We start from the raw sequence: 21,671 nt of genomic DNA on the forward strand, positions 1-21,671 counted from the left end.
TTTTATTTATATTTTTGCTATTGTAAAAAATTATAATTAATGTTATAATGATATTTTGAGAAAGGATATGATAAAATGCTTAAAAATATAATAGAAAAAATGATTGGTTCGTATTCTGAAAGAGAAATTAAAAAATTAAAACCTTTATTAAATAAAACTTTACAGTTAGAAGAAGAGTTTTCGCATCTTACTGACGAAGAATTAAAAGCAAAAACTCCTTATTTTAAAGAACTTATATCTTCAGGAAAAAGTTTAGATGATATTTTACCCGAAGCCTTTGCTACAGTAAGAGAGGCATCTTGGAGAGTTCTTGGCCTTAAGCACTATCCTGTTCAGATTTTAGGGGGAATTATTCTCCATCAGGGAAGAATTTCCGAAATGAAAACAGGCGAAGGAAAAACTTTGGTTGCTACCCTTCCCGCTTATCTTAATGCTTTAAGCGGTAAAGGTGTTCATATAGTAACAGTTAATGATTATCTTGCAAAAAGAGACAGTGAATGGATGGGAAAAGTTTATAAGTTTTTAGGACTGACTGTCGGACTTATTATACACGATATTGAACCTGAAAAGAGAAAAGAAAATTATCTTGCCGACATCACTTACGGAACAAATAATGAATTCGGCTTTGACTATTTAAGAGATAATATGGTTATCTTTAAAGACCAGATGGTGCAAAGAGGTCATAACTTTGCCATTGTCGATGAAGTTGACAGTATTTTAATTGACGAAGCAAGAACGCCACTTATTATTTCAGGTGCAGGCGATGAATCGACTGACATTTATGAAAAAGCAGACAAATTTGTAAGAACTTTAAAATACAAAGTTATTGTTGAAACTGATTTAAAACAAGAAGAAGCAGAAGAAGAAACTGCTGACTATATTGTTGACGAAAAGGCAAACAATGCCACACTTACAAGACAAGGTATTGAAAAAGCAGAAAAAGCATTTAACATTGAAAACTTATCCGACCCTGACAATATGACGATTTCGCATCATATAAACCAGGCAATCAAGGCTCATGGTCTTATGAAAAAAGATGTAAACTACGTTGTTAAAGATGGTGAAGTTATCATTGTTGACGAGTTTACAGGACGTCTTATGTTCGGAAGAAGATATTCTGACGGATTGCATCAGGCAATTGAAGCAAAAGAAAGAGTTAAGGTTGAAAGAGAATCAAAAACTCTTGCTACAATCACTTTCCAGAATTATTTCAGACTTTATAAAAAACTTTCGGGTATGACAGGTACTGCTCTTACTGAAGAACTTGAATTTCAGGAAATCTATAAACTTGATGTTGTTGTTGTTCCTACAAATAAAGAAATAGCAAGAAAAGATTTATCAGATTTTGTATATAAAAACGAAACTGCAAAATTTAATGCAGTTGTTAACGAAATAATTAAAAAGAATAAAACAGGACAGCCTGTTTTGGTAGGTACTATTTCTATTGAAAAAAGTGAACTTTTAAGCAAAATGCTTAAAAAATACGGAATTAAACATGAAGTTTTAAATGCTAAATATCACGAAAAAGAAGCGGAAATAATATCTCAGGCAGGTAAACTCAATGCAGTTACCATTGCTACAAATATGGCAGGAAGAGGTACTGATATTAAGTTAGGAGGAAACCCTGAATTTCTTGCAAAGTCCGAAATGGCAAAACTTGGTTACACTCACGAAGAAATATCAGATTCCGAAAGTTTCTTTGAAACAAATGACGAAGATATTTTAAATTTAAGAAAAACATATAAAGAACTTATTGAAAAATACAAAGAACAAACCGACAAAGAAGCCGATGAAGTTATAAAATCAGGCGGTCTTGCCATTATTGGTACTGAAAGGCATGAGTCAAGACGAATTGACAATCAGCTAAGAGGTCGTGCAGGTCGTCAGGGTGACCCTGGAGAAACAAGATTTTTCATATCACTTGAAGACGATATTATGAGGCTTTTCGGTTCGGAAAGAATTATGAGCATGGTAAATGCACTCGGTATGCCTGATGATGAACCGATTGAGCATAATCTTTTAACTTCTGCTATTGAGAATGCACAGAAAAAAGTTGAAGGAAGAAACTTCCAGATAAGAAAACACGTTCTCCAATATGACGATGTTATGAACAAGCAAAGAGAGGTTATATATGGAGAAAGGCAGAAAGTTCTTAATGGAGAAAATATCAGGGACAGTATTATAAAAATGATTCGCGATGCAGTTTCTTATTTTACATCAGTAAACTGTGCTACCGAATTTCCGGATGACTGGAATATGGAACATATTTTAGAATTTTCCAATAAATACTTTGCACCTGAAGGAAAAGAAATAAAATTTACACGTAATGATTATGATTATCTTACCAAAGAACGTATGACAAACATTCTTACCGATTTTGCCTTAGAAAGATATGAAGAAAAAGAAAATGCGTTTGGTGAACACATAAGAGAAGTAGAAAGAATTATTCTTCTTAACGTTGTTGATAAAAAGTGGATGAATCATATTGATGATATGGACCAGTTAAGACGTGGTATCGGGCTTCGTGCATACGGACAGAAAGACCCTGTTATCGAGTATCAGTTAGAAGGTTATAATATGTTTGAAGAAATGGTTACATCAATCAGTTTTGATACTGTAAAATTTCTTCTTAACACAGTTGCTCCCGAAAGTCTTAAAAGAGAACAAACTATAGTTCCTGTCAGTGCTTCACTCGATAACGGAAATGCACCAAAAAAAGTTACAGTAAGAAAAGCAGAAAAGGTAGGAAGAAATGACCCTTGCCCATGCGGTAGCGGTAAAAAATATAAAAAATGTTGCGGATTTGACAGTAAGGATTAAAGGAGTTGATTAAATGTTAGAATACGAAGAACTAAATAAGGAACTTCAAACTCTAAAAGAAGAAATAACAAAGTTAGGTGATTCACTTTAACTTGGCTGATATAAGATGTCAGGTGCAAAAATTGGAGGAAGAAACTGCAAGGCCGGATTTTTGGAACGATTCGGAAACTTCTTCAAAAACACTTCAGAAGATTAAAAATCTTAAAGATAAAGATGAAGCGTTTTCAAACTTAAACGAAATGGCAGATGAGATTGAACTTTTAATTGAATTAGGAAACGAAGAAGAAGAATTATCTTATTTAAAAGATGCCAAAGATTTATTTGAAAAGTTAAAAAAAGATACCAATACTATGAATCTTGAAACTCTTCTTTCAGGCCCTTATGATAAGAATAATGCTATCATTTCTCTTCATGCAGGTGCAGGCGGTACTGAAGCTCAGGACTGGGTCGAAATGCTTTACCGTATGTATTCAAGATGGTGTGAAAGGCGAGGCTTCAAAACGGAAACAATTGACTTTTTAGACGGCGACGAAGCAGGAATTAAAAGTGTTACAATGCTTGTGTCGGGACTTAATGCTTACGGCTATCTTAAAGCGGAAAAAGGGGTTCACAGATTAGTTCGAATTTCCCCTTTTGATGCATCAGGAAGAAGGCACACATCATTTGCGTCATTAGATGTTTTACCCGAACTTGATGACGATGTTACAGTTGATATAAATCCCGATGAAATCAGGGTTGACACTTTCAGGGCATCAGGAGCAGGAGGTCAGCATATAAATAAAACCGACTCTGCAATAAGAATTACCCACTTCCCTACCGGAATTGTTGTTTCCTGCCAGAACGAACGTTCACAACATAAAAACCGTGAAACTGCTATGAAAATGCTAAAAGCAAAACTTTTGGAAATAAAAGAGCAGGAACAAAGAGATAAATTATCGGATATTCAGGGAGAACAGATGGATATCGGTTGGGGCAGTCAGATACGTTCTTATGTTTTTCATCCTTACAATCTTGTTAAAGACCACAGGACAAGTTTTGAAATGGGAAATATAGGCGCAGTCATGGACGGAGAACTTGACGGTTTTATAAACGAGTATCTCAAGAAGACTATAAGCAGAAACGTTAATATCTAAACCCGCCAAAACCTTTAAAATATGGATTTTTCTTCGTTGTCGCTTCCGATATACCTCGTATTATCGAAATCTTTCGCCTTGAAAAATCACAAATTTAAAAGGTTTATGGTCTTAAGAGATTTCTCATCGAATTTTTAAGATTTGGAAAAACTCATACAAAGTAAATATAATAAATAAAGCAGTAGCAAAAAATCCGACAAGAAACGGATTCAGATACTAACGCATCTGCTTAAAGAGAGGTTAATTTATGTTTGATAAACTTGATTTTTTAGAAGACAAATATAACAAATTAAACGAAACCATCGCTGACCCTGCAGTTATTGCCGATCAGGAAAGATGGAGAAAACTTATGAAGGAGCAAAAAGACCTTACTCCTATTGTTGAAAAATACAAACAATATAAAAAAGCAAAAGATACAATCCAAGAATCAAAAGAACTTCTTTCAACGACTTTAGAAAAAGATTTCAAAGAACTTGTTGAAATGGAAATGGAAGAAGCAAAAGAAAATATTGTAGTATATGAAGAAGAATTAAAAATTTTACTGCTTCCAAAAGACCCTAATGATGATAAAAATGTTATAGTTGAAATAAGAGCAGGTGCAGGCGGTGACGAGGCGGCACTGTTTGTAGGTGACCTTTACAGAATGTACTCAATGTATTCTGACCAGAGAAGATGGAAAACAGAAGTACTGTCTGAAAGCCCTACAGGTATAGGCGGATACAAGGAAATTTCGTTTATGGTTTATGGTGAAGGAGCATATTCCCGCTTAAAATATGAAAGCGGTGTTCACAGGGTTCAAAGAGTTCCCGAAACTGAATCAAGCGGAAGAATTCATACATCTACTGTTACTGTTGCAGTTTTACCTGAAGCAGAAGAAGTTGACGTTGATATAAATCCTGACGATATTGAAACTGATACACTTCGTTCATCGGGCGCAGGAGGTCAGCACGTTAACAAAACTGAATCGGCAATAAGACTTACACATAAGCCTACTGGTATTGTTGTTATGTGTCAGGATGAAAGAAGTCAACACAAAAACAGAGATAAAGCGATGAAAATTCTGCTTTCAAGACTTTATGATTTAAAAATGGCTGAAGCACACGAAAAAGTTGCATCTGAGAGAAAAAGTCAGGTTGGTACAGGAGACCGTAGTGAAAGAATAAGAACATATAACTACCCTCAGGGCAGAGTTTCCGACCATAGAATTAAACTTACAATCAATCAACTTGAAAACACTTTAAACGGAAATCTTGATGATTTTATTGATGCACTTATTACTGCAGATCAGGCAGAAAAACTTAAACACTCAGAAGCATAATATAAGGAAAATCAAATGGATACTAAAATAATAAGAGTAAAAAATGAAAACGAACTGGATATTTTAGATGCACCCGCTTCGGCGTTAAAAGACGGCGAAGTTATTGCTATACCTACTGAAACTGTTTACGGATTAGGTGCAAACGCGTATCTTTCTAAATCGGCAGAGAAAATATTTAAAATTAAAGGTAGACCTTCGGATAATCCTTTAATAGTTCATATAGCAGAAATTTCAGACGCCGAAAATGTTGGTTCTGACATTCCTGAAAGTTTTTATACTTTGGCGGAAAAATTTTGGCCGGGCCCTCTTACTATGATAGTTAAGAAAAACGACCGTATCCCGCACTCCGTTACTGCAGGGCTTGATACGGTTGGTATCCGTATGCCTGACAATATATATACAAGATATTTAATAAAACAAGCAGGTTGTCCTGTTGCTGCACCAAGTGCCAATATTTCAGGAACTGTAAGTGCAACCAAAGCAGAGTATGTATATGATGATTTTAAAGATAAAATCCCTTATATTATAGACGGTGGAAACTCAAAAATCGGTTTGGAATCAACAGTTATAAATCTAACCACAACACCACCGATGATTTTAAGACCCGGCAAGGTTACATTAGAAGAAATTAAACAATATATTCCCGATTGTATATATCATCCATCTTTAAAAAAAGATATTTCGGATGTTTCATCTCCTGCATCTCCGGGAATGAAATACAAACATTACAGTCCCTCCTGCCCTGTTGTCCTTGTAAGAGGAGATCTTAAAAAAGCAGAAGACTATATCTTAAATAATATAAAGGAAAACGAGTGTGTATTTTACTTTAAGGAACAGGAAAAGTTATCGTTTTCCCCATACTGTCTTGGAAGCATAAACTCTTTAGAAGAATGTGCAGAAAAAATCTTTGATTATTTAAGAGAAGCAGACAAGTCGGGTTGTAAAAAAATATATATTCCTTCTGTTAAGGAAGAAGGCTTAGGTATAGCCATTATGAACAGACTTAAAAAAACTTGTGCAGGCAATATTGTTGATGTTAAAAATATTTTGTTTATATGCACAGGTAATACTTGTCGAAGCCCGATGGCTGAATTTATTTTAAAAAGTTTTAACATTGAAGGACTTAATGTTAAATCTCGAGGATTATATGTTTGCTGTATGGCAGATATGTCATTTAGTTCTGAAAAGGTTTTAAAGGATAATGATATTTTATTTTCTAATTTTAAATCTTCTCAGGTTTCCGAAACTGATATTAATGAGGCAGACGAAATATATACTATGACAAAAAGCCACAGAGATATTCTTATTAACGCATTTCCCCATTTTGAAAATAAAATAAAAACTTTAAAAGATGATGGCGATATTAAAGACCCTTATATGCAACCTGACTATGTATATCAGGCAGTGTTTGATGACATTAGAGTAGCCGTCGAAAAGAGGTTTTTATAATGGATATTAAAATTACTCCTATGACCGAAGAATTAGTTGAAGATGTACATAAAGTTGAAATATCTGCATTTTCACATCCATGGTCAATTGACTCTTTTTATGAAGAAGTAAAAAATCCTCTTGCAAAATATTTTGTTCTTATAAAAGACGATAAAGCAGTTGGATATGTTGGACTTTGGCATATTCTTGACGAGGGGCATATTACAAACATTGCAATAAAAAGAGAATTTCAGGGTCAAGGTCTTTCAAATTACTTAATAAAAAGAATTATTGAATATAAAAATAAAGAAAATCTTTCATTTCTTACTTTAGAAGTAAGAGAATCAAATATAAAAGCACAAAAACTATACGAAAAATACAACTTTAAAAAAATAGGTGAAAGAAAAAAATATTACAAAAATAATGAAACTGCGTTTCTATACAGTTTGGAAGGATAAGTTATGAGTACAATTATTATGGGAATTGAGTCTTCCTGCGATGAAACTTCGTGCGCTATTGTTAAAGACGGAAGAGAAATTTTATCCAACACTATATATTCCCAGATTGATTTACATAAAGAATACGGCGGAGTTGTTCCTGAACTGGCTTCACGTATGCATATTGAAAAAATTTCTCAGGTTGTGGATATGGCACTAAAAGAAGCTGATGTTTCGCTTTCTCAGATAGATGGTATAAGCGTTACTTACGGTCCCGGACTTGTGGGAGCACTTCTTTGCGGAGTATCTTATGCAAAATCTTTATCTTATGCACTTAAAAAACCTCTTATAAAAGTGCATCATATAAAGGGGCATATTGCAGGCAATTATCTTACCCACAAAGATTTAGAGCCTCCGTTTTTATGCCTTGTTGTATCAGGTGGGCACAGCCATATTATCGAGGTAAAGGATTATAACAGTTATAACATCTTAGCAAAAACAAGAGATGATGCAGCAGGCGAAGCGTTTGACAAGATAGGAAGAGTTCTTAATCTCCCCTATCCTGCAGGCTCGAAGATAGATAAACTAAGTTATGAGGGCGATAAAGACGCTATCTCTTTTCCAAAAGTTACTTTTGATAATTCTTTTGATTTTTCTTTTAGTGGTGTTAAAACAGCAGTTATAAATTACATTCACAGAATATCACAAATAAATCCCGATTTTCAAAAAGAAGATTTTACCAAAGTTATATTAAAAGAAAAACTTAATGGAAATGGTGTTAAGCAATTAAAAGAAGAAATTACAAAAGCAGATATTTTGGCGTCTTTTACAAATGCGATAACGTCTATACTTTGTGAAAACACTCTTAAACTTGCAACTAAGTATGGATACGACAAAATTGTACTTGCAGGCGGAGTTGCCTGTAACACTCATTTAAGAAACAAATTCCTTAAGGAAGGGAAAAAAAATAATATAGACGTTCTTTACCCGTTGCCTGTTTTATGTACTGACAACGCGGCAATGATTGCTTCAATGGGGTATTATTTATATAAAGACGGTCAGGTGGCTGACATAAATTTAAACGCTGTACCTTATATTGACATTGAAAACAGTTAAAAAATTATTTTAATATACATTTAGTAAACGAATAAAAGAAAGGAAGAAAAAAATGCAGGAAATAATAAAGAATGCAACAGACCATTTTGCAAAAGTTTTAGAAGAACAACTTGCAAGAGTGGAAAGAATGAATCAGGATAAAGATTTTGTTGATTTTGAAAAACTTGACACTATCGTTATCGGTATATGCGGAGGTGACGGTATCGGTCCGAGAATCACAGGCGAAGCACAAAGAGTTTTGGAATTCTTATTAAAAGATGAAGTGAAGAGCGGAAAAGTTAAATTTAATGTTATTGACGATTTAACAATAGAAAAAAGAGCTGAACTTAATGTTGCAATACCACCATCAGCACTTTCGGAACTTAAAAAATGCCATGTTATTTTAAAAGGTCCAACAACCACACCTCGTGCAGGCGACCCATGGCCTAACGTTGAAAGTGCCAATGTTGCAATGAGAAAAGAACTGGACTTATTTGCCAATGTCAGACCTGTTAAAGTTAAAGAACAAGGCATTGACTGGACATTTTTCAGAGAAAACACTGAAGGCTCTTATGCTGTTGGCTCAAAAGGTATTCATGTTAACGATGACCTTGCAATCGACTTTTGTGTTACAACAACTGAAGGTACCGAAAGACTTGCGAGAGCGGCTTTTGAGTATGCTAAGAAAAATAACAAAAAAAGAGTTACCATTGTTACAAAAGCAAATGTTATCAAAACTACAGACGGTAAATTCTTAAAACTTTGCTACGAAATGGCAAAAGAATATCCCGGCATTACCGTTGATGACTGGTACATTGATATAATGACTGCCAAACTTGTTGACGAAAAGAGAAGAAATCAGTTTGAAGTTGTTATTCTTCCTAATCTTTACGGGGATATTATTACCGACGAAGCAGCCGAATTTCAAGGTGGTGTTGGTACTGCAGGAAGTGCTAATTTAGGTAAAAAATATTCTATGTTTGAAGCAATACATGGTTCTGCACCAAGAATGGTTAAAGAAGGCAGAGATATTTATGCAGATCCTTGCAGTATGCTAAGAGCAACTGTTATGCTTTTAGAACATATAGGATTTATAGATAAAGCAAAAAAACTTGAAGATGCACTTAATAAATGTATGTTCGAAGAAAAGAAAATATCAATCACAGGAAGAGATAATGGCGCTACCTGCAAAGAATTTGCAGACTATGTTATGGAAACAATTTCAAATATATAAATAGGCACTCGGGAGTCGAACCCCATATGGTTTAAAATTAGAAATTTCGCTTAATACTGCAGAAATTCCTGCGAATATACGAAAGTATTATCCTTGAAATTTCTTTGTCTAAAACAAAATTTCTTAATTTTAAACTCTTCGACCTTAAATGCAGGGAAATTTCTAAGGTTTTCAATGCGAAGGACGAAGTCAGGCTGTCGCCTTACGAGGACGCCAAGTTGAAAAAATTAAAATCTAACAAATTAAAGGCATATGGGATTCAACTCCCGAGTGTCTAAAGGGGATAAGTTTATGAATAAGAAAAAGAAGGTTTCTGAGGCAGTTATAAAAAGGCTTCCGAGATATTACAGATATTTAGGGGACCTTTTAAATGACGGAGTATCAAGAATTTCTTCCAAAGATTTAAGCGAACTGATGGGCATTACAGCGTCGCAAATAAGGCAGGACCTTAACTGTTTCGGTGGTTTCGGTCAGCAGGGATACGGTTATAACGTTCCTTATCTTTATGAGGAAATAGGCGATATTTTAGGTACTGACAGAGAAAATTCGGTTATAATTTTAGGAGCAGGCAATTTGGGAAAAGCAATCGCCAATTATACAAATTTTAAAAGGCGAGGATTTTCTATAAAAGCAATATTTGATAATAATAAAGAAATTATCGGTACAAAAATTAATTCCATTGATGTCGTTGATATTGACACATTGGAAGAATTTTTAAAGAACAATGAAATTGATATTGTTGTATTCGCTCTTCCCGCTGTTGGAATTAAGAATGTGCTTGATATCATTGTTAAATCAAATATTAAAGGCATCTGGAATTTTTCATACCTTGATGTAAAAGTTCCAAAACACATTTCTATGGTAAATGTTCATTTATCTGACAGTTTGATGACACTGTCGTATAAAATAAAAGAAAATCACACAAAATAAAAAAGAGGTATAAACCTCTTTTTTATTTTGCAAAAGGAATGTGTGATATGAAAAAAGAAAAATATAAGGAATACCTTGATATTATATTTGGAAGCACCCTTTTTTCCCTGTCAGTCACCTGGTTTGCTGACCCTGCAGGACTTGTTATAGGCGGTGTATCAGGAATTGGCATTATAATAAAATCATTATCAGACGGACTGATACCCATTTTTATTACAAATTTAGTTCTTAATATTCCCCTGTTTATAATATCAATTAAACAAAGAGGCTTTAAATTTATATATAAATCCTTAATTTCAGTACTCTGGATGAGTTTAGTACTGGAAGGAGCAACTTTTTTTAAAAATCCTTTAGATGTATCAAATGATCTTTTTTTAACCTCACTTATGGCAGGTGTATTTTCAGGTGTAGGATTAGGTCTTGTTCTCCGTGCTACTGCCACATCCGGCGGAACCGATATGTTAGCATCAATAGTTAAATATGTAAAACCGCATCTTGATATATCAAAACTCCTTTTAATAATTGATGCTTTAATCATAATACTTGGAATGTCGGTATTCGGAGTTATACACGGAATTTATGCTGTTTTAGCAGTATATATCTCAACAAAAATTATAAATATATTTTTAGACGGAGCACATTTTAACCGTGCTGCTTTTATACTCTCGGAAAAATACGAGCAAATTTCCAAAGAAATCATAGCCAAACTAGGTCGTGGAAACACAGGAATTAATGTTAAGGGAATGTACACAAAAGAAGATAAAAAAATGATTTTTGTTGTTGTCGAACCTAAAGAAAGTGTTATTCTTCAAAATATAGTAAAAGATATTGATAAAAAAGCGTTTATGGTTATATTCGATGTAAGACGAGCTTTGGGTGAAGGTTTTTATAATTTTGAAGATTTGGATAAAAAAATTTAAAAAGGAGGGATGTATATCCCTTGAAAAAGGGGACGTTTAAAATTCACTTTTAAACATCCCCTTTTTTTATTATAGGTTTACATAGTAATGTTTTTATCTATTCTATAGGTATTTTAAGATATGACTTATCAAGATAAACAGTATTATGAGCAATTTTGGCTGTTGTTTGCTCACTAAAAAGGCCTTTGGTGTTGGTGTGACGAACATAGTTACTTATATCTGCAGAGGCTATATCAACTCTGAGCCTTTCGCCTGCTTTTATCATAAAGGCATGCTCGTCAAAGGTAAAGTCCATCTTAACTTTGTCTCCTATTTTATAGTCAGGGCAGAACTCACTTAAAGAGTGTATATCTTCCCTGAGTCCATAATCTCCCCCATCTTTAGTAATACTGGTTCGTATATAGAACGCTGTATCTTCGCAATCTGATGACACTGTAAGAGAAGCTGTCATATTCCCTTTTACAAGGACATTCTCCTTAAACACATCAGTGTATATACTTATAACATCGTACCTTTGCCCCACAGGATTTTCAAAAGCTACACCGCCGAAATTGCTGGAAAGTCCGCCCGGGAATGCGGGAGCATCGTATGGATTATAAGTATATGTAATTTCTTTATCGCCCAAAGGAAAATTCATACTTTTTCCCGATAATTCAAAGTCATCTGTTGCCCACTCATTAAGAAATAAGTTATAGTATGTAACCTTACCGGGTGCAATGGGGGCATCACGCTTACCGCGAACATAGTCAAACCAATCCACATCGTATTACGCACCGAATTTCTCTGCCCTGCTTGCCTTTGGAAAAGGTATAGGACTGGAATACGAATTATCCGGATGGTCATATGCTGATACCACAAATGCACATATACTTTTTGCTTCTTCGGACATTGAATTCCACATATCGAAAACTCCACCCTCAAAAATATCATAGAATGCGGTTTCAATAAGAACAGGAAATTTTACATTTTTAAGTGCATCGCGTTCTACGCAACCGCCAAGATGTGTATTCCAGAAAGGATCATTTTTATCAGGATGCTTTAGCATTTCATCAAATTCTGGCACACTTTCTCTATAAACCGTTTTAGAAAAATCTTTTAAAGGAAGAGTGTCAAAAGTTTTCGGAGTATAGTTTTTAGTTACTCCATTACGCACCTTATACATTTCAGTAACAAACCAGTCACCAAAAAGCCCGATTTTGAAAAACCCGTTTCTATAACAGAAGTTATACCTTTCAGTATCGCGAACTCGGAGCACTGCACCCTTTATATCATCGGCAAATGGTGCTGTGGCATAGTGCACCTCGCAACAATAACTTCCGCCCCAAAGGTAAAGTTCACCATTATAGAAATCCTGATTTCTTACATAGTTATGAAGACTAAGGCCATCTTCCCTTTCGTTAATAAAAGGAATGCATTCTCCGCTGCTTTTTCCCCGTCCTCGACAATGTTGTAATACAACAGCATATCCTCTTTTGAGCCACTTTTCATTTTCTGCCATATAGCTAAGAAGAAGTTTATCATCAGACATAGATACCGTAGAATTCACATAAGGGCTACGCTTTATAACTGTAGGAAATTTACCCTCCCTTGACGGAAGCATAACCGCAGTGTATAACATACACCCACCGCTTTTAATATATTCATTGTAGCCATAATATTTAAGTTCCATAAGTTACTCCAGTTATATTAAGTATGAAAATCTCATGTTTTATTTGTGAATTTAGCCGTCGGAAAGTTACATTTTATATTGTTTTATTTGCTATTTCAACTAAGATATCCTTTAAGAAATCAGTTGCAGGTAAAGCACCTTTGTCCCCTTCTTTTCTTGAACGAACGGCAACTTTTTCTTCTGCTGCTTCTTTATCCCCTATAACTAACATATAAGGAACTTTTTCAAGTTGTGCTTCTCTTATCTTATAGCCGATTTTTTCGTTACGGGTATCAACCTCAACTCTTATACCGGCATTTTTAAACATCTGCCCGATTTTTTTCGCATACTCGTGATGAGCATCTGCAATAGGAAGAATTTTAACCTGTGTCGGTGCAAGCCATGTTGGAAATGCCCCTGCATATTTTTCAATAAGAAGTGCTAACGTTCTTTCATAACATCCGATTGATGTTCTATGAATAATATAAGGGTTTTTCTTTGTGCCGTCAGAATCAACATATTCCATACCAAATTTTTCTGCTAACATCTGGTCAATCTGAATTGTAATTAATGTATCTTCTTTACCATGAACATTCTTAATCTGAATATCAAGTTTAGGACCGTAAAATGCCGCTTCGCCAATTCCTTCTTTATATGGAATTTCAAGGTGATTTAAGATTTTTTCCATTATACCCTGCGCTTCATCCCATTGTTCTTCGGTTCCTATATATTTTTCTCTGTCTTCAGGGTCCCACTTAGAAAATCTGTAAGAAACATCTTCATAAAGTCCAAGTGTTTTAAGCATATATATTGCAAGTTCAAGGCAACCTTTAAATTCATCTTCCAACTGTTCAGGAGTACACATTAAATGACCTTCGGATATGGTAAACTGACGAACTCTTATAAGACCGTGCATTTCGCCTGACGCTTCATTTCTAAAAAGAGTTGAAGTTTCGTTATATCTTAAAGGTAAATCCCTGTAAGAACGTTGCTTGTTAAGATATGCCTGATACTGGAACGGACAAGTCATAGGACGAAGAGCAAAAACTTCCTTATCCTCAGGATCGCCCATAATAAACATTCCGTCCTGATAGTGATCCCAGTGACCTGAAAGTTTATATAAATCACTTTTTGCCATATAAGGTGTTTTGGTAAGCAACCAACCTTTTTCGGCTTCAGTATCTTCCACAAATCTTTGAAGAGTCTGAATTATCTTGGCACCTTTTGGAAGAAGTATAGGAAGTCCCTGACCGATTAAATCAGACGTTGTAAAGAGTTCTAATTCTCTTCCCAATTTATTATGATCTCTTTTCTTTGCTTCTTCAAGCTGAGTCAGATGAGCATTAAGTTCATCTTTTGTAGCAAATGCTGTACCGTAAATTCTTTGAAGCATTTTATTTTTTTCACTGCCTCTCCAGTACGCACCTGTTGAACTTAAAAGTTTGTATGCTTTTACTTTACTTGTGTAAGCAACGTGAGGGCCTGCACAAAGGTCGGTAAACTCGCCTTGCTTATAAAAAGAAATAACAGCATCAGAAGGTAGGTCGTTTATAAGTTCAATTTTATAAGGCTCATCCTTCATAAGCTCTAATGCTTCTTCTCTTGGAAGTTCAAATCTTTCAATCTTTAAATTTTCTTTAACTATTTTTTTCATTTCCGCTTCAATTTGAGAAAGCACATCTTGTGTAAAAGGTATTTCACTGTCAAAATCGTAATAAAATCCGTTATCAACTGCAGGACCTATTGCAAGTTTAACATCAGGAAAGAGTCTTTTAACTGCTTGTGCAAGTACGTGAGACGCACTGTGCCTTAAAATCTGAAGTTCATTCATTTCACTCATTTTATAACATCCTCTCATTTAATAAGTTGTATTAAAAAAACCCCTGAAAAGCCATATAAGACTTTTCAGGGGTGCAAATTAAGCACGGTTCCACCCTGATTGCAGAGTTACTGCCACTTCTTTCCTTTAACGATAAGGTTACGGCAAACATTACTAAAAAATTTCGTTCACATTTGCGGCTCCAAAGGGGTGTTCGCAAATCCGGATTTTAAAAAACTTCCAGCCATGGTTTTTCTCTCTGTAAAAATCTTTGGAATGCTACTGTCTTTATCATTGCCATTAAAACTATTTTAGCACTTTAATTTACATTCGTCAAGTATTTTTTAAATCAGGGAATTTCTTATAAATTAGTTTTGAAACATAAGTTTCATTATATCCGTCGCCTTTTGACATTTTGCTTATTGTTTTAAAAGAAATCACATATAAGAACACAATAAACAAAAGAAACAATACTGTAACAACAGTTGAGCCTATGCTTAAAGAGAAATTATATGTCCCATGAATTAAAACAGGAATAACAAGACTTAAAATTTCACAATTTTTGTCAGGAAATTTTTTTGCGTTTTCAGGTACTAATCCCTCATTTTTTAAGTTATTCATAACATTGTTTGCTTCTTTTAGTATAACAAAACGGGAAAAATAATATCCCATCATAACCGAAAAGAACATATGCCCGGGTACTGATAAAACTGCACGGGTAAGCGCATTTACCCATCCGTGGTTTGTTACGTATAAAACGTTCTCAAGAGCAGCAAATCCCAAAGAAATAAATACTGCATAAATAAGTCCGTCAAAAACGCAGTTAAGATTACCTTTCCTTAGTGCAAAAAATCTTAATACAATCCATTTTAAACCTTCCTCAACTAACGCAACACCTACAAAATAATATAAAAGATTGTAGAAATAGTAAAAATCTACACTATTACAAAAATACGCGTTTGTTTTAAGATGTATTAAACTGAACAAATTATCAATTGCACCTGTAATAGCACGTTCTAAAATAACTGCAGGTCCGCAACATAAAACGCCAAGTAAAAATAACTGTATTAAAAATATTAATGGCTCTTTTTCAACCCTGTCTTTCTTATATACATATACGCAAAGCACTATAGCCGGAAGAAGTGCTGCTATGATAAGAAGTTTACTGTTTAAATCCATTTAACTCCCCTTTAGAAACTAAGTTTCTTACCATCAAGTTCTGATTCTTTATGATTTTTTATGTAATTAGTCCATTTAATATAACCATAAGTTGTGTTTGTTAAATAACCGAATTTAAGAACTAAAAGTACCCATTGTCCCGAAAGAATATTGATTGCAGTTTCTAAAAATGTGCAGATATACCAGGCAATCCACTGTTCTCTGTATCTTAAGAAAATAAATACTCCGTTTGCAATTCCGACTGCAGATGCACAAGCATCAAGATAACATACGATATTTTCTAAAAGTTCGTTTCCGCCGAATAGATCAGTTAAAATATTAAGACCTGAAAGGAAATAACCTACAACTACAGTCCATAAAACTATTCCTGATATTACGATTGCTGCCATAGTACCGCTTAGTTTTCTGACTTTAGTAAGTTCTTCCTGCTGTTTGTCAGGATGTCTGTGCCAGTTGATAAAACTTATAATATCAATTGGAAGCCAGAAGAATAATGTTACTGCCATTGTAGCAAATCTGCTTGCAAGAAGTATTAAAGTAACAATTTCGGTAATTTCAACAAATACCGATACTATAAAATTCCACTTACTTTGTTTTGAAATAAGAAGTTCGCAAAGTATGTTTAAGAAGATATCAGCAAGATACAATGCCATAAAGATTTTACCGTTAATACCGTTCATATCTTCTTCAGGAAATACAAATGCAAATACTACCGATAATATTAAAATTGAAAAGAACCATATCTTTTCATAAAGTGTAAAAAAGTTCCATATATCTTTTAATTTTTGTAAAGTTTTTTTCATAAAAATTTTCTCCTTTTTTTATCAATTGTTTATTAGTTATAAAATTTAAAAAAGAGAAATTTGGGGTGGAGAATTTGTTCCCTGACCGTGTGCTCTTTTTTTACACCTTTTAAGTCCGCCAAACCACGGCACTGTTTTGTAATTAAGTTTTTTTAGTTTCACTTACTCTCCACCTCCTGTTTTTTAATAGATTAATTATAAAATATTTAAAAAAATTTGTCAATCTTTAGCAAATTTTAATTTTAAAAAACAGCCAGATTACACTGACTGTTTTTTAAGCTGACATTTTATTTTATTTCATTGATACTTATTTTATCTGCACCTATTCCCGTTTCGTTAATTACAACATCTCTTATTTTTGCAACATCTGACGGTTCAAGTCCGTCTGTAAGCACTGATATAGTTACTCTTTCATCATTAATAAATGCACTTACGTTTTTAAAACCTTTATTCATAAGAATATTTTCAATATTGCCCTCTTTTTCAATATTCTTTGCAATTTTTAACATCTCGGTCTGGGCAGTTTTTTTAGCCTCATAATCTGCATTTTCATTTTCTGAAACTTCTTTTATAAGTGCTATTGCTTCACTTCGTGCTTTATCCTTATTGGTTTTTGATAAGTTAAAGTAATCCTCTTTTGCATTATCAGGAGCACTCACAAACTGCGCTTCCCCATAATTTTCAACACTATCTTCAATATTCTTTGCAACCGGCTGATTTTCACTTTCCTTATCTATATACACATAATTTATGTACCCTGCCACAACAAGAATAAGTGCCATAGCAACTGTTACTATTTGTTTCTTTTTTACTACCATCATTTTTGTTATCTCCTATCATTTATTACTACTTCAATTTTATGTATTTCAACGCCCAAAGCCTTTGATGTTAAAGAATATATCGTTTCTTTCATTCCTTTTTTGCTACAGTCGGCAACAATTGACACCCCCTTAATTTCAGGACTTATTTCCCTTCTTAAAACAGGAATTTCATTTCCATCAAGGCGCGTTGTAACAATTTTTGTATCACTTCTTACATTGCTCTCATCTATATCTTCGCTTTTGTTTTTATAATATTCTTTAACACCACTGTCAGAATAGCATATCATTACATTTACATTCTTTATTCCCTCAACTGATGTAAGAATATTTTCAAGCCTTTCCTCTTCATATATACCTAAATCTTTTTTTGCATTCTCATCGTTAACCCTATTTTTATTTGAAGTTCCCGAAGGAAGTACAATAAGAATAATTCCTGCTATAAGCAACCCCAAAACAAGTAAATTCTTTTTACTTTTAGTATATTTTAATATATTTTCTTTTATGTTAGAAAAGTCCATTATTTTCTCCTCTTAGTCAATTTATCTAAACACTGATAATATTTGTATCAAGTCCGAAACTTTCAGTAAGTATTCTTAATACTTTGTCTTTTTCTTTCTTATCTTTAAGGTCTATTTTTATTTTAGTTATTGTAAGGTTGTTGTCGCATCTTACATAAACATCTAAAACGCTGATATTATTTTTTAAAAGTTCTTCTTTAATATTTTTTTCATAAATATCTATAAGTTCTTTTTCTGCCTCTGTTACAGTTAAATCAGTTATCATTTCAGCCTTATCAAGAATTGAAGTATCAATATTTACAGGGTCTAACAAAAATATATTTTCTATTATTATAAGAAGAACAAATATTCCAAAAACTACGCTTATATATTTTTTAAAACTGCTCCCTGAAAGAAACATTTCGCAAATAACTGATATAAGACTTATTGCCACAATCATTTTAAACATTTTATCCACCCGTTTAAGTTTTTTAAAAAACCATTTTATCCAAGCATTATGGCACAGGAAACGACAAACAAAAATGCAACGCTTATTACCGATGCTCCGAGCATGCTTATCGTGCCTGCCGTACTGTCAAGAACTTTTGCTATTTTTTCATTAGATACTATACGGCTTACAACCGATAGTATATTAAATATAAAACTAACAATATATATCCTTAAAACCGGTACAAACGCAGTAACTATAACCCCTGCAATCCCTGCTATTCCTGTTGCATTTTTTATTAAAATAAGCGAACTTCCTATAGTTTCAGCACCCTCTGATATGGCTCCACCGACAACTGGAATAAAATTTGCAACAACAAATTTTGTTCCTTTTAAGGCAACCGTATCAAAAGAATGAGTAAGTATATTCTGCGCGGACAAAACTGCTGTAAAAAGCGTTATTAAAAAAATAAGAGTCCATTTTGTAAATTTTAAAATGAGATTTGAAATACTTTTAAACTTCTCTCTTTCAGTTATATTGTCAGTTATATTAAGTGCAAAGGACAGCATTATAAGAGGAAAAATTCCTTTGTTTATTATAATAATAAGTATACGGGTTAAAAACAGTATAGTAGGATGCATTACCGTATAAGAGGTTACTTTTCCCATTGTAAGCATAAGCGAATACAAAACAGGTATCATACTGTTGGACATAACATCAATATTTAAAACAGTTTCGCAAAAAAGAGTTGTAATATCCGAAAACACATATATAATTATCCCCGACACTAAAAAATAACACATTATTTCTGCCATATTTATTACGCCTGAAGATGACAAAGAAAGATTAGATACTACCCCCATAAGTAAAATCGGCACAATAAGAACTAAAAGAATTTTTATATGCTCCCCTGTTTCTTTTAATAAAAGTTCTATGATTTTTTTAAAAATCCCCTTTAGACCAGGAAGTTCACCTTTCTCTATTATATCGTTTTTAAATTCCTTTATATCAAAATTTTCTATGTTTACAAGTTCCAGTTCATTATCTATTATTTTGCTAAGAGAATCGGAAGCGTAAACCGATATATTTAAAAAAATTAAAATAACGGATATCGTAAAAATAATCTTTTTTAGCATTTGTCTTAAGCCCCTTAAAGTATAGAAATTATCATTTCGGAAAGTGAAGTTATAACAGGAAGTGTTATTATAAAAATTATTATTTTTCCTGCAAGTTCAACTTTTTTTGCCATTGCACTTTCATTAGCATCGTAAAAAAGCGCCGCCATATATTCACTTAAATATGCTATTCCTATTATTTTTACTATCGCTTCTATGTAGTCGGGATTAATTTTTGCATCAACTAAAATGGCATTAATATTATCAAATACTGTGGTAAATGAATCAGCCAATAATGCCAAAATTATTACTGATGAAACGATAATAAGAATAATCGAATATTCGGGATGATATTTCTTTAAAAGGGCACTAAGAAGAACTGTTATTATCCCGATAATAATTATCTTAATAAGTATGCTCATAGTGAAAAAACTGTTTTAATTGTATCAAAAAGATTTGCTATAACATCTACCATCATATATAAAACCACAACAAGTCCTGCAAGTGTTGTCATCATTGCCTGATCTTCTCTTCCCGACCTTACAAGAAGTTGATTAAGTACAGCAACGATTATTCCTATTGCGGCAATTTTAAAAATTAAATCTATATCCATTCTTTACTCCTAAACCAAAAAAATTATTACTATTATAAAACTGCACATTATAAGAGAAGATGACGATTTCTGATTTTTTTCCTTATCATTTTTTGCTTCTTTAATTCTTCCCTTTAAAAGTTCACCATAAGATTTTAAACTGTTTATCTGATTTTCATAATCACCTGTTCCAAGACTTTGAAAAAAATCAGATATTATATCGGCATCTTTAGGTAAAATGTTATATTCATAACTTAAAAGCCTTTCTTTTACTCTATCTGTACCTTTCTTTAAAATAAAATCATAAAAATCACTGTTCCACTCTTCTTTTAACTTTAAGATTATTTCATTAACAGGAGTTTTTAAAAACGATATTTCATTTATAAAAAATTCAAAGTCTTTTAAAAATCCTTCAAGCACCTTTATTCTGTTATCATATTTTTTCTTAACATCATAAGAAAAATAAAGTCCGCAAAACAGTATGAAAACAATTCCCATTATCTTAAAATTCATCATTTTCACCATCCGTAAATTTATAAATCTTATAGTCAAAATTTTTATCAAGAACAACTATATTTTTAAATGCACTAAATTCTCTTTTGTTTTTTATTTCAAAAATGCCGTCTCCATGAAGTGTGGCAATTATTTTTACACCTCTTTTAAGTGCATAGGAAATTATATTAAAATCTTCCCTTCCGCCTATCTCATCTGCGATAATAATATCAGAAGATAAACTTCTTACAGCATGTGAAAACCCCTCCTCTTTTGAATAACCCGAAAGCACAAAAGTCCTTTCACCTACATCGTTATAATCTTTACCCATATAGGAAGATGCAATTTCGTCTCTTTCATCAATCAAGGCAATTTTTATATTTTTATTCTTTGAAAGAAGCCTTGTTAAATCTCTTAAGAGAGTAGTTTTGCCGCATTTTGGAGGTGAAATTATAAGCGTATTTTCTATATCCTTATTTTTAAATAGTTTGTTATATACATTTTCATATACACCCTTAAGTTCATTGGCACACCTTATATTTAAACTGCTTATATCCTTAATGTTTATAAGTTTTTTATCTTCATAAACTGCTCTTCCTGCGATACCTATTCTATGACCGTTATCAATGGTAATAAACCCGTTTTTTATATCTTCTATATATGCATATAAAGAATTTTTTGTTGCTTTTTTTAAAATGTAATCAACATCTTCTTTTTTTGCAATATAAATTTCATTGTTATAATAAAGGGTATGCTCCTTACTTTTTATATATATAAATATGGGGCAATTTATTTTTATTCTTATTTCCTCAATTAAACTATCACAAAACGGTTTAAGCGCCTTTATTATACTATCAGGCAAAATATTAAAAATACTTTCCATTCTTTTATCCATCTTAATCACCTTACTAATTTATATTTAACTTTGTCCAATTTTAGAAC

The 21,671-nt window shown here is 33.0% G+C and carries 22 protein-coding genes; 9 read left to right on the top strand and 13 right to left on the bottom strand.

Annotation, left to right across the window (positions count from 1 at the left end; all coding sequences use genetic code 11):
- The first annotated feature begins 75 nt into the window (after positions 1-75).
- From secA to E7419_02105, 9 genes are all read left to right on the top strand, one after another.
- Positions 76-2,820, top strand: a complete 2,745-nt coding sequence (secA, locus tag E7419_02065) for a preprotein translocase subunit SecA (protein MBE7013974.1) — start codon at positions 76-78, stop codon at positions 2,818-2,820.
- Between the two features lie 13 nt (positions 2,821-2,833).
- A protein-coding gene (locus E7419_02070; GenBank protein MBE7013975.1) for a peptide chain release factor 2 occupies positions 2,834-3,953 on the top strand; the annotation gives its coding sequence in 2 pieces (ribosomal slippage) (positions 2,834-2,908 and positions 2,910-3,953; 1,119 coding nt in all).
- 247 nt (positions 3,954-4,200) lie between these two features.
- Entirely contained in the window at positions 4,201-5,271 is a 1,071-nt protein-coding gene (gene prfA / locus E7419_02075) for a peptide chain release factor 1 (GenBank protein ID MBE7013976.1), read from the top strand.
- A gap of 15 nt (positions 5,272-5,286) precedes the next feature.
- A complete protein-coding gene (locus E7419_02080) occupies positions 5,287-6,720 on the top strand; it encodes a threonylcarbamoyl-AMP synthase (protein MBE7013977.1) in 1,434 nt (477 codons plus the stop codon).
- Positions 6,720-7,157: a ribosomal-protein-alanine N-acetyltransferase gene (gene rimI / locus E7419_02085; protein ID MBE7013978.1), complete on the top strand. Its 438-nt coding sequence runs from the start codon at positions 6,720-6,722 to the stop codon at positions 7,155-7,157. The genes E7419_02080 and rimI overlap by 1 nt, the downstream gene beginning before the upstream one ends.
- A gap of 3 nt (positions 7,158-7,160) precedes the next feature.
- Complete coding sequence (gene tsaD / locus E7419_02090) at positions 7,161-8,252, top strand: tRNA (adenosine(37)-N6)-threonylcarbamoyltransferase complex transferase subunit TsaD (GenBank protein MBE7013979.1); 1,092 nt, start codon at positions 7,161-7,163, stop codon at positions 8,250-8,252.
- 52 nt (positions 8,253-8,304) lie between these two features.
- On the top strand, positions 8,305-9,465 hold the full coding sequence (locus E7419_02095; protein MBE7013980.1) for an isocitrate/isopropylmalate dehydrogenase family protein: 1,161 nt from the start codon (positions 8,305-8,307) through the stop codon (positions 9,463-9,465).
- A 291-nt stretch (positions 9,466-9,756) separates the two neighbouring features.
- A complete protein-coding gene (locus E7419_02100; protein ID MBE7013981.1) occupies positions 9,757-10,395 on the top strand; it encodes a redox-sensing transcriptional repressor Rex in 639 nt (212 codons plus the stop codon).
- Positions 10,396-10,442: 47 nt separating this feature from the next.
- A complete protein-coding gene (locus E7419_02105) occupies positions 10,443-11,315 on the top strand; it encodes a YitT family protein (protein ID MBE7013982.1) in 873 nt (290 codons plus the stop codon).
- 97 nt (positions 11,316-11,412) lie between these two features.
- Here the strand turns inward: E7419_02105 and E7419_02110 are convergent, their stop codons facing one another.
- From E7419_02110 to E7419_02170, 13 genes are all read right to left on the bottom strand, one after another.
- Positions 11,413-12,075, bottom strand: coding sequence for a hypothetical protein (locus E7419_02110; protein ID MBE7013983.1), 663 nt, complete (start codon positions 12,073-12,075; stop codon positions 11,413-11,415).
- A gap of 6 nt (positions 12,076-12,081) precedes the next feature.
- The gene (locus E7419_02115; GenBank protein ID MBE7013984.1) at positions 12,082-12,984 is read right to left on the bottom strand and encodes a CocE/NonD family hydrolase; all 903 of its coding nucleotides are present in this window, start codon (positions 12,982-12,984) and stop codon (positions 12,082-12,084) included.
- A 73-nt stretch (positions 12,985-13,057) separates the two neighbouring features.
- Positions 13,058-14,821, bottom strand: a complete 1,764-nt coding sequence (thrS, locus tag E7419_02120; protein MBE7013985.1) for a threonine--tRNA ligase — start codon at positions 14,819-14,821, stop codon at positions 13,058-13,060.
- Positions 14,822-15,115: 294 nt separating this feature from the next.
- Entirely contained in the window at positions 15,116-15,961 is an 846-nt protein-coding gene (locus tag E7419_02125) for a PrsW family intramembrane metalloprotease (protein ID MBE7013986.1), read from the bottom strand.
- Positions 15,962-15,972: 11 nt separating this feature from the next.
- On the bottom strand, positions 15,973-16,764 hold the full coding sequence (locus tag E7419_02130) for a nicotinamide mononucleotide transporter (GenBank protein ID MBE7013987.1): 792 nt from the start codon (positions 16,762-16,764) through the stop codon (positions 15,973-15,975).
- Between the two features lie 287 nt (positions 16,765-17,051).
- The gene (locus tag E7419_02135) at positions 17,052-17,585 is read right to left on the bottom strand and encodes a SpoIIIAH-like family protein (GenBank protein MBE7013988.1); all 534 of its coding nucleotides are present in this window, start codon (positions 17,583-17,585) and stop codon (positions 17,052-17,054) included.
- Between the two features lie 5 nt (positions 17,586-17,590).
- On the bottom strand, positions 17,591-18,103 hold the full coding sequence (locus E7419_02140) for a hypothetical protein (GenBank protein ID MBE7013989.1): 513 nt from the start codon (positions 18,101-18,103) through the stop codon (positions 17,591-17,593).
- Between the two features lie 25 nt (positions 18,104-18,128).
- On the bottom strand, positions 18,129-18,551 hold the full coding sequence (locus tag E7419_02145) for a hypothetical protein (GenBank protein ID MBE7013990.1): 423 nt from the start codon (positions 18,549-18,551) through the stop codon (positions 18,129-18,131).
- Between the two features lie 35 nt (positions 18,552-18,586).
- Entirely contained in the window at positions 18,587-19,666 is a 1,080-nt protein-coding gene (locus tag E7419_02150) for a hypothetical protein (protein MBE7013991.1), read from the bottom strand.
- A gap of 14 nt (positions 19,667-19,680) precedes the next feature.
- Positions 19,681-20,067 carry a hypothetical protein gene (locus E7419_02155; GenBank protein MBE7013992.1) on the bottom strand — a complete coding sequence of 129 codons (387 nt, stop codon included), beginning with the start codon at positions 20,065-20,067 and terminating at the stop codon, positions 19,681-19,683.
- Entirely contained in the window at positions 20,064-20,258 is a 195-nt protein-coding gene (gene spoIIIAC, locus E7419_02160) for a stage III sporulation protein AC (GenBank protein MBE7013993.1), read from the bottom strand. The genes E7419_02155 and spoIIIAC overlap by 4 nt, the downstream gene beginning before the upstream one ends.
- A gap of 9 nt (positions 20,259-20,267) precedes the next feature.
- Complete coding sequence (locus tag E7419_02165; GenBank protein ID MBE7013994.1) at positions 20,268-20,762, bottom strand: hypothetical protein; 495 nt, start codon at positions 20,760-20,762, stop codon at positions 20,268-20,270.
- The gene (locus E7419_02170; GenBank protein ID MBE7013995.1) at positions 20,740-21,624 is read right to left on the bottom strand and encodes a stage III sporulation protein AA; all 885 of its coding nucleotides are present in this window, start codon (positions 21,622-21,624) and stop codon (positions 20,740-20,742) included. Before E7419_02170 ends, E7419_02165 begins: the two co-directional genes overlap by 23 nt.
- Positions 21,625-21,671 lie beyond the last annotated feature (47 nt).

The sequence above is a fragment of the Oscillospiraceae bacterium genome, from assembly GCA_015068525.1.
Classification (GTDB): Bacteria; Bacillota; Clostridia; order UMGS1840; family HGM11507; genus SIG450.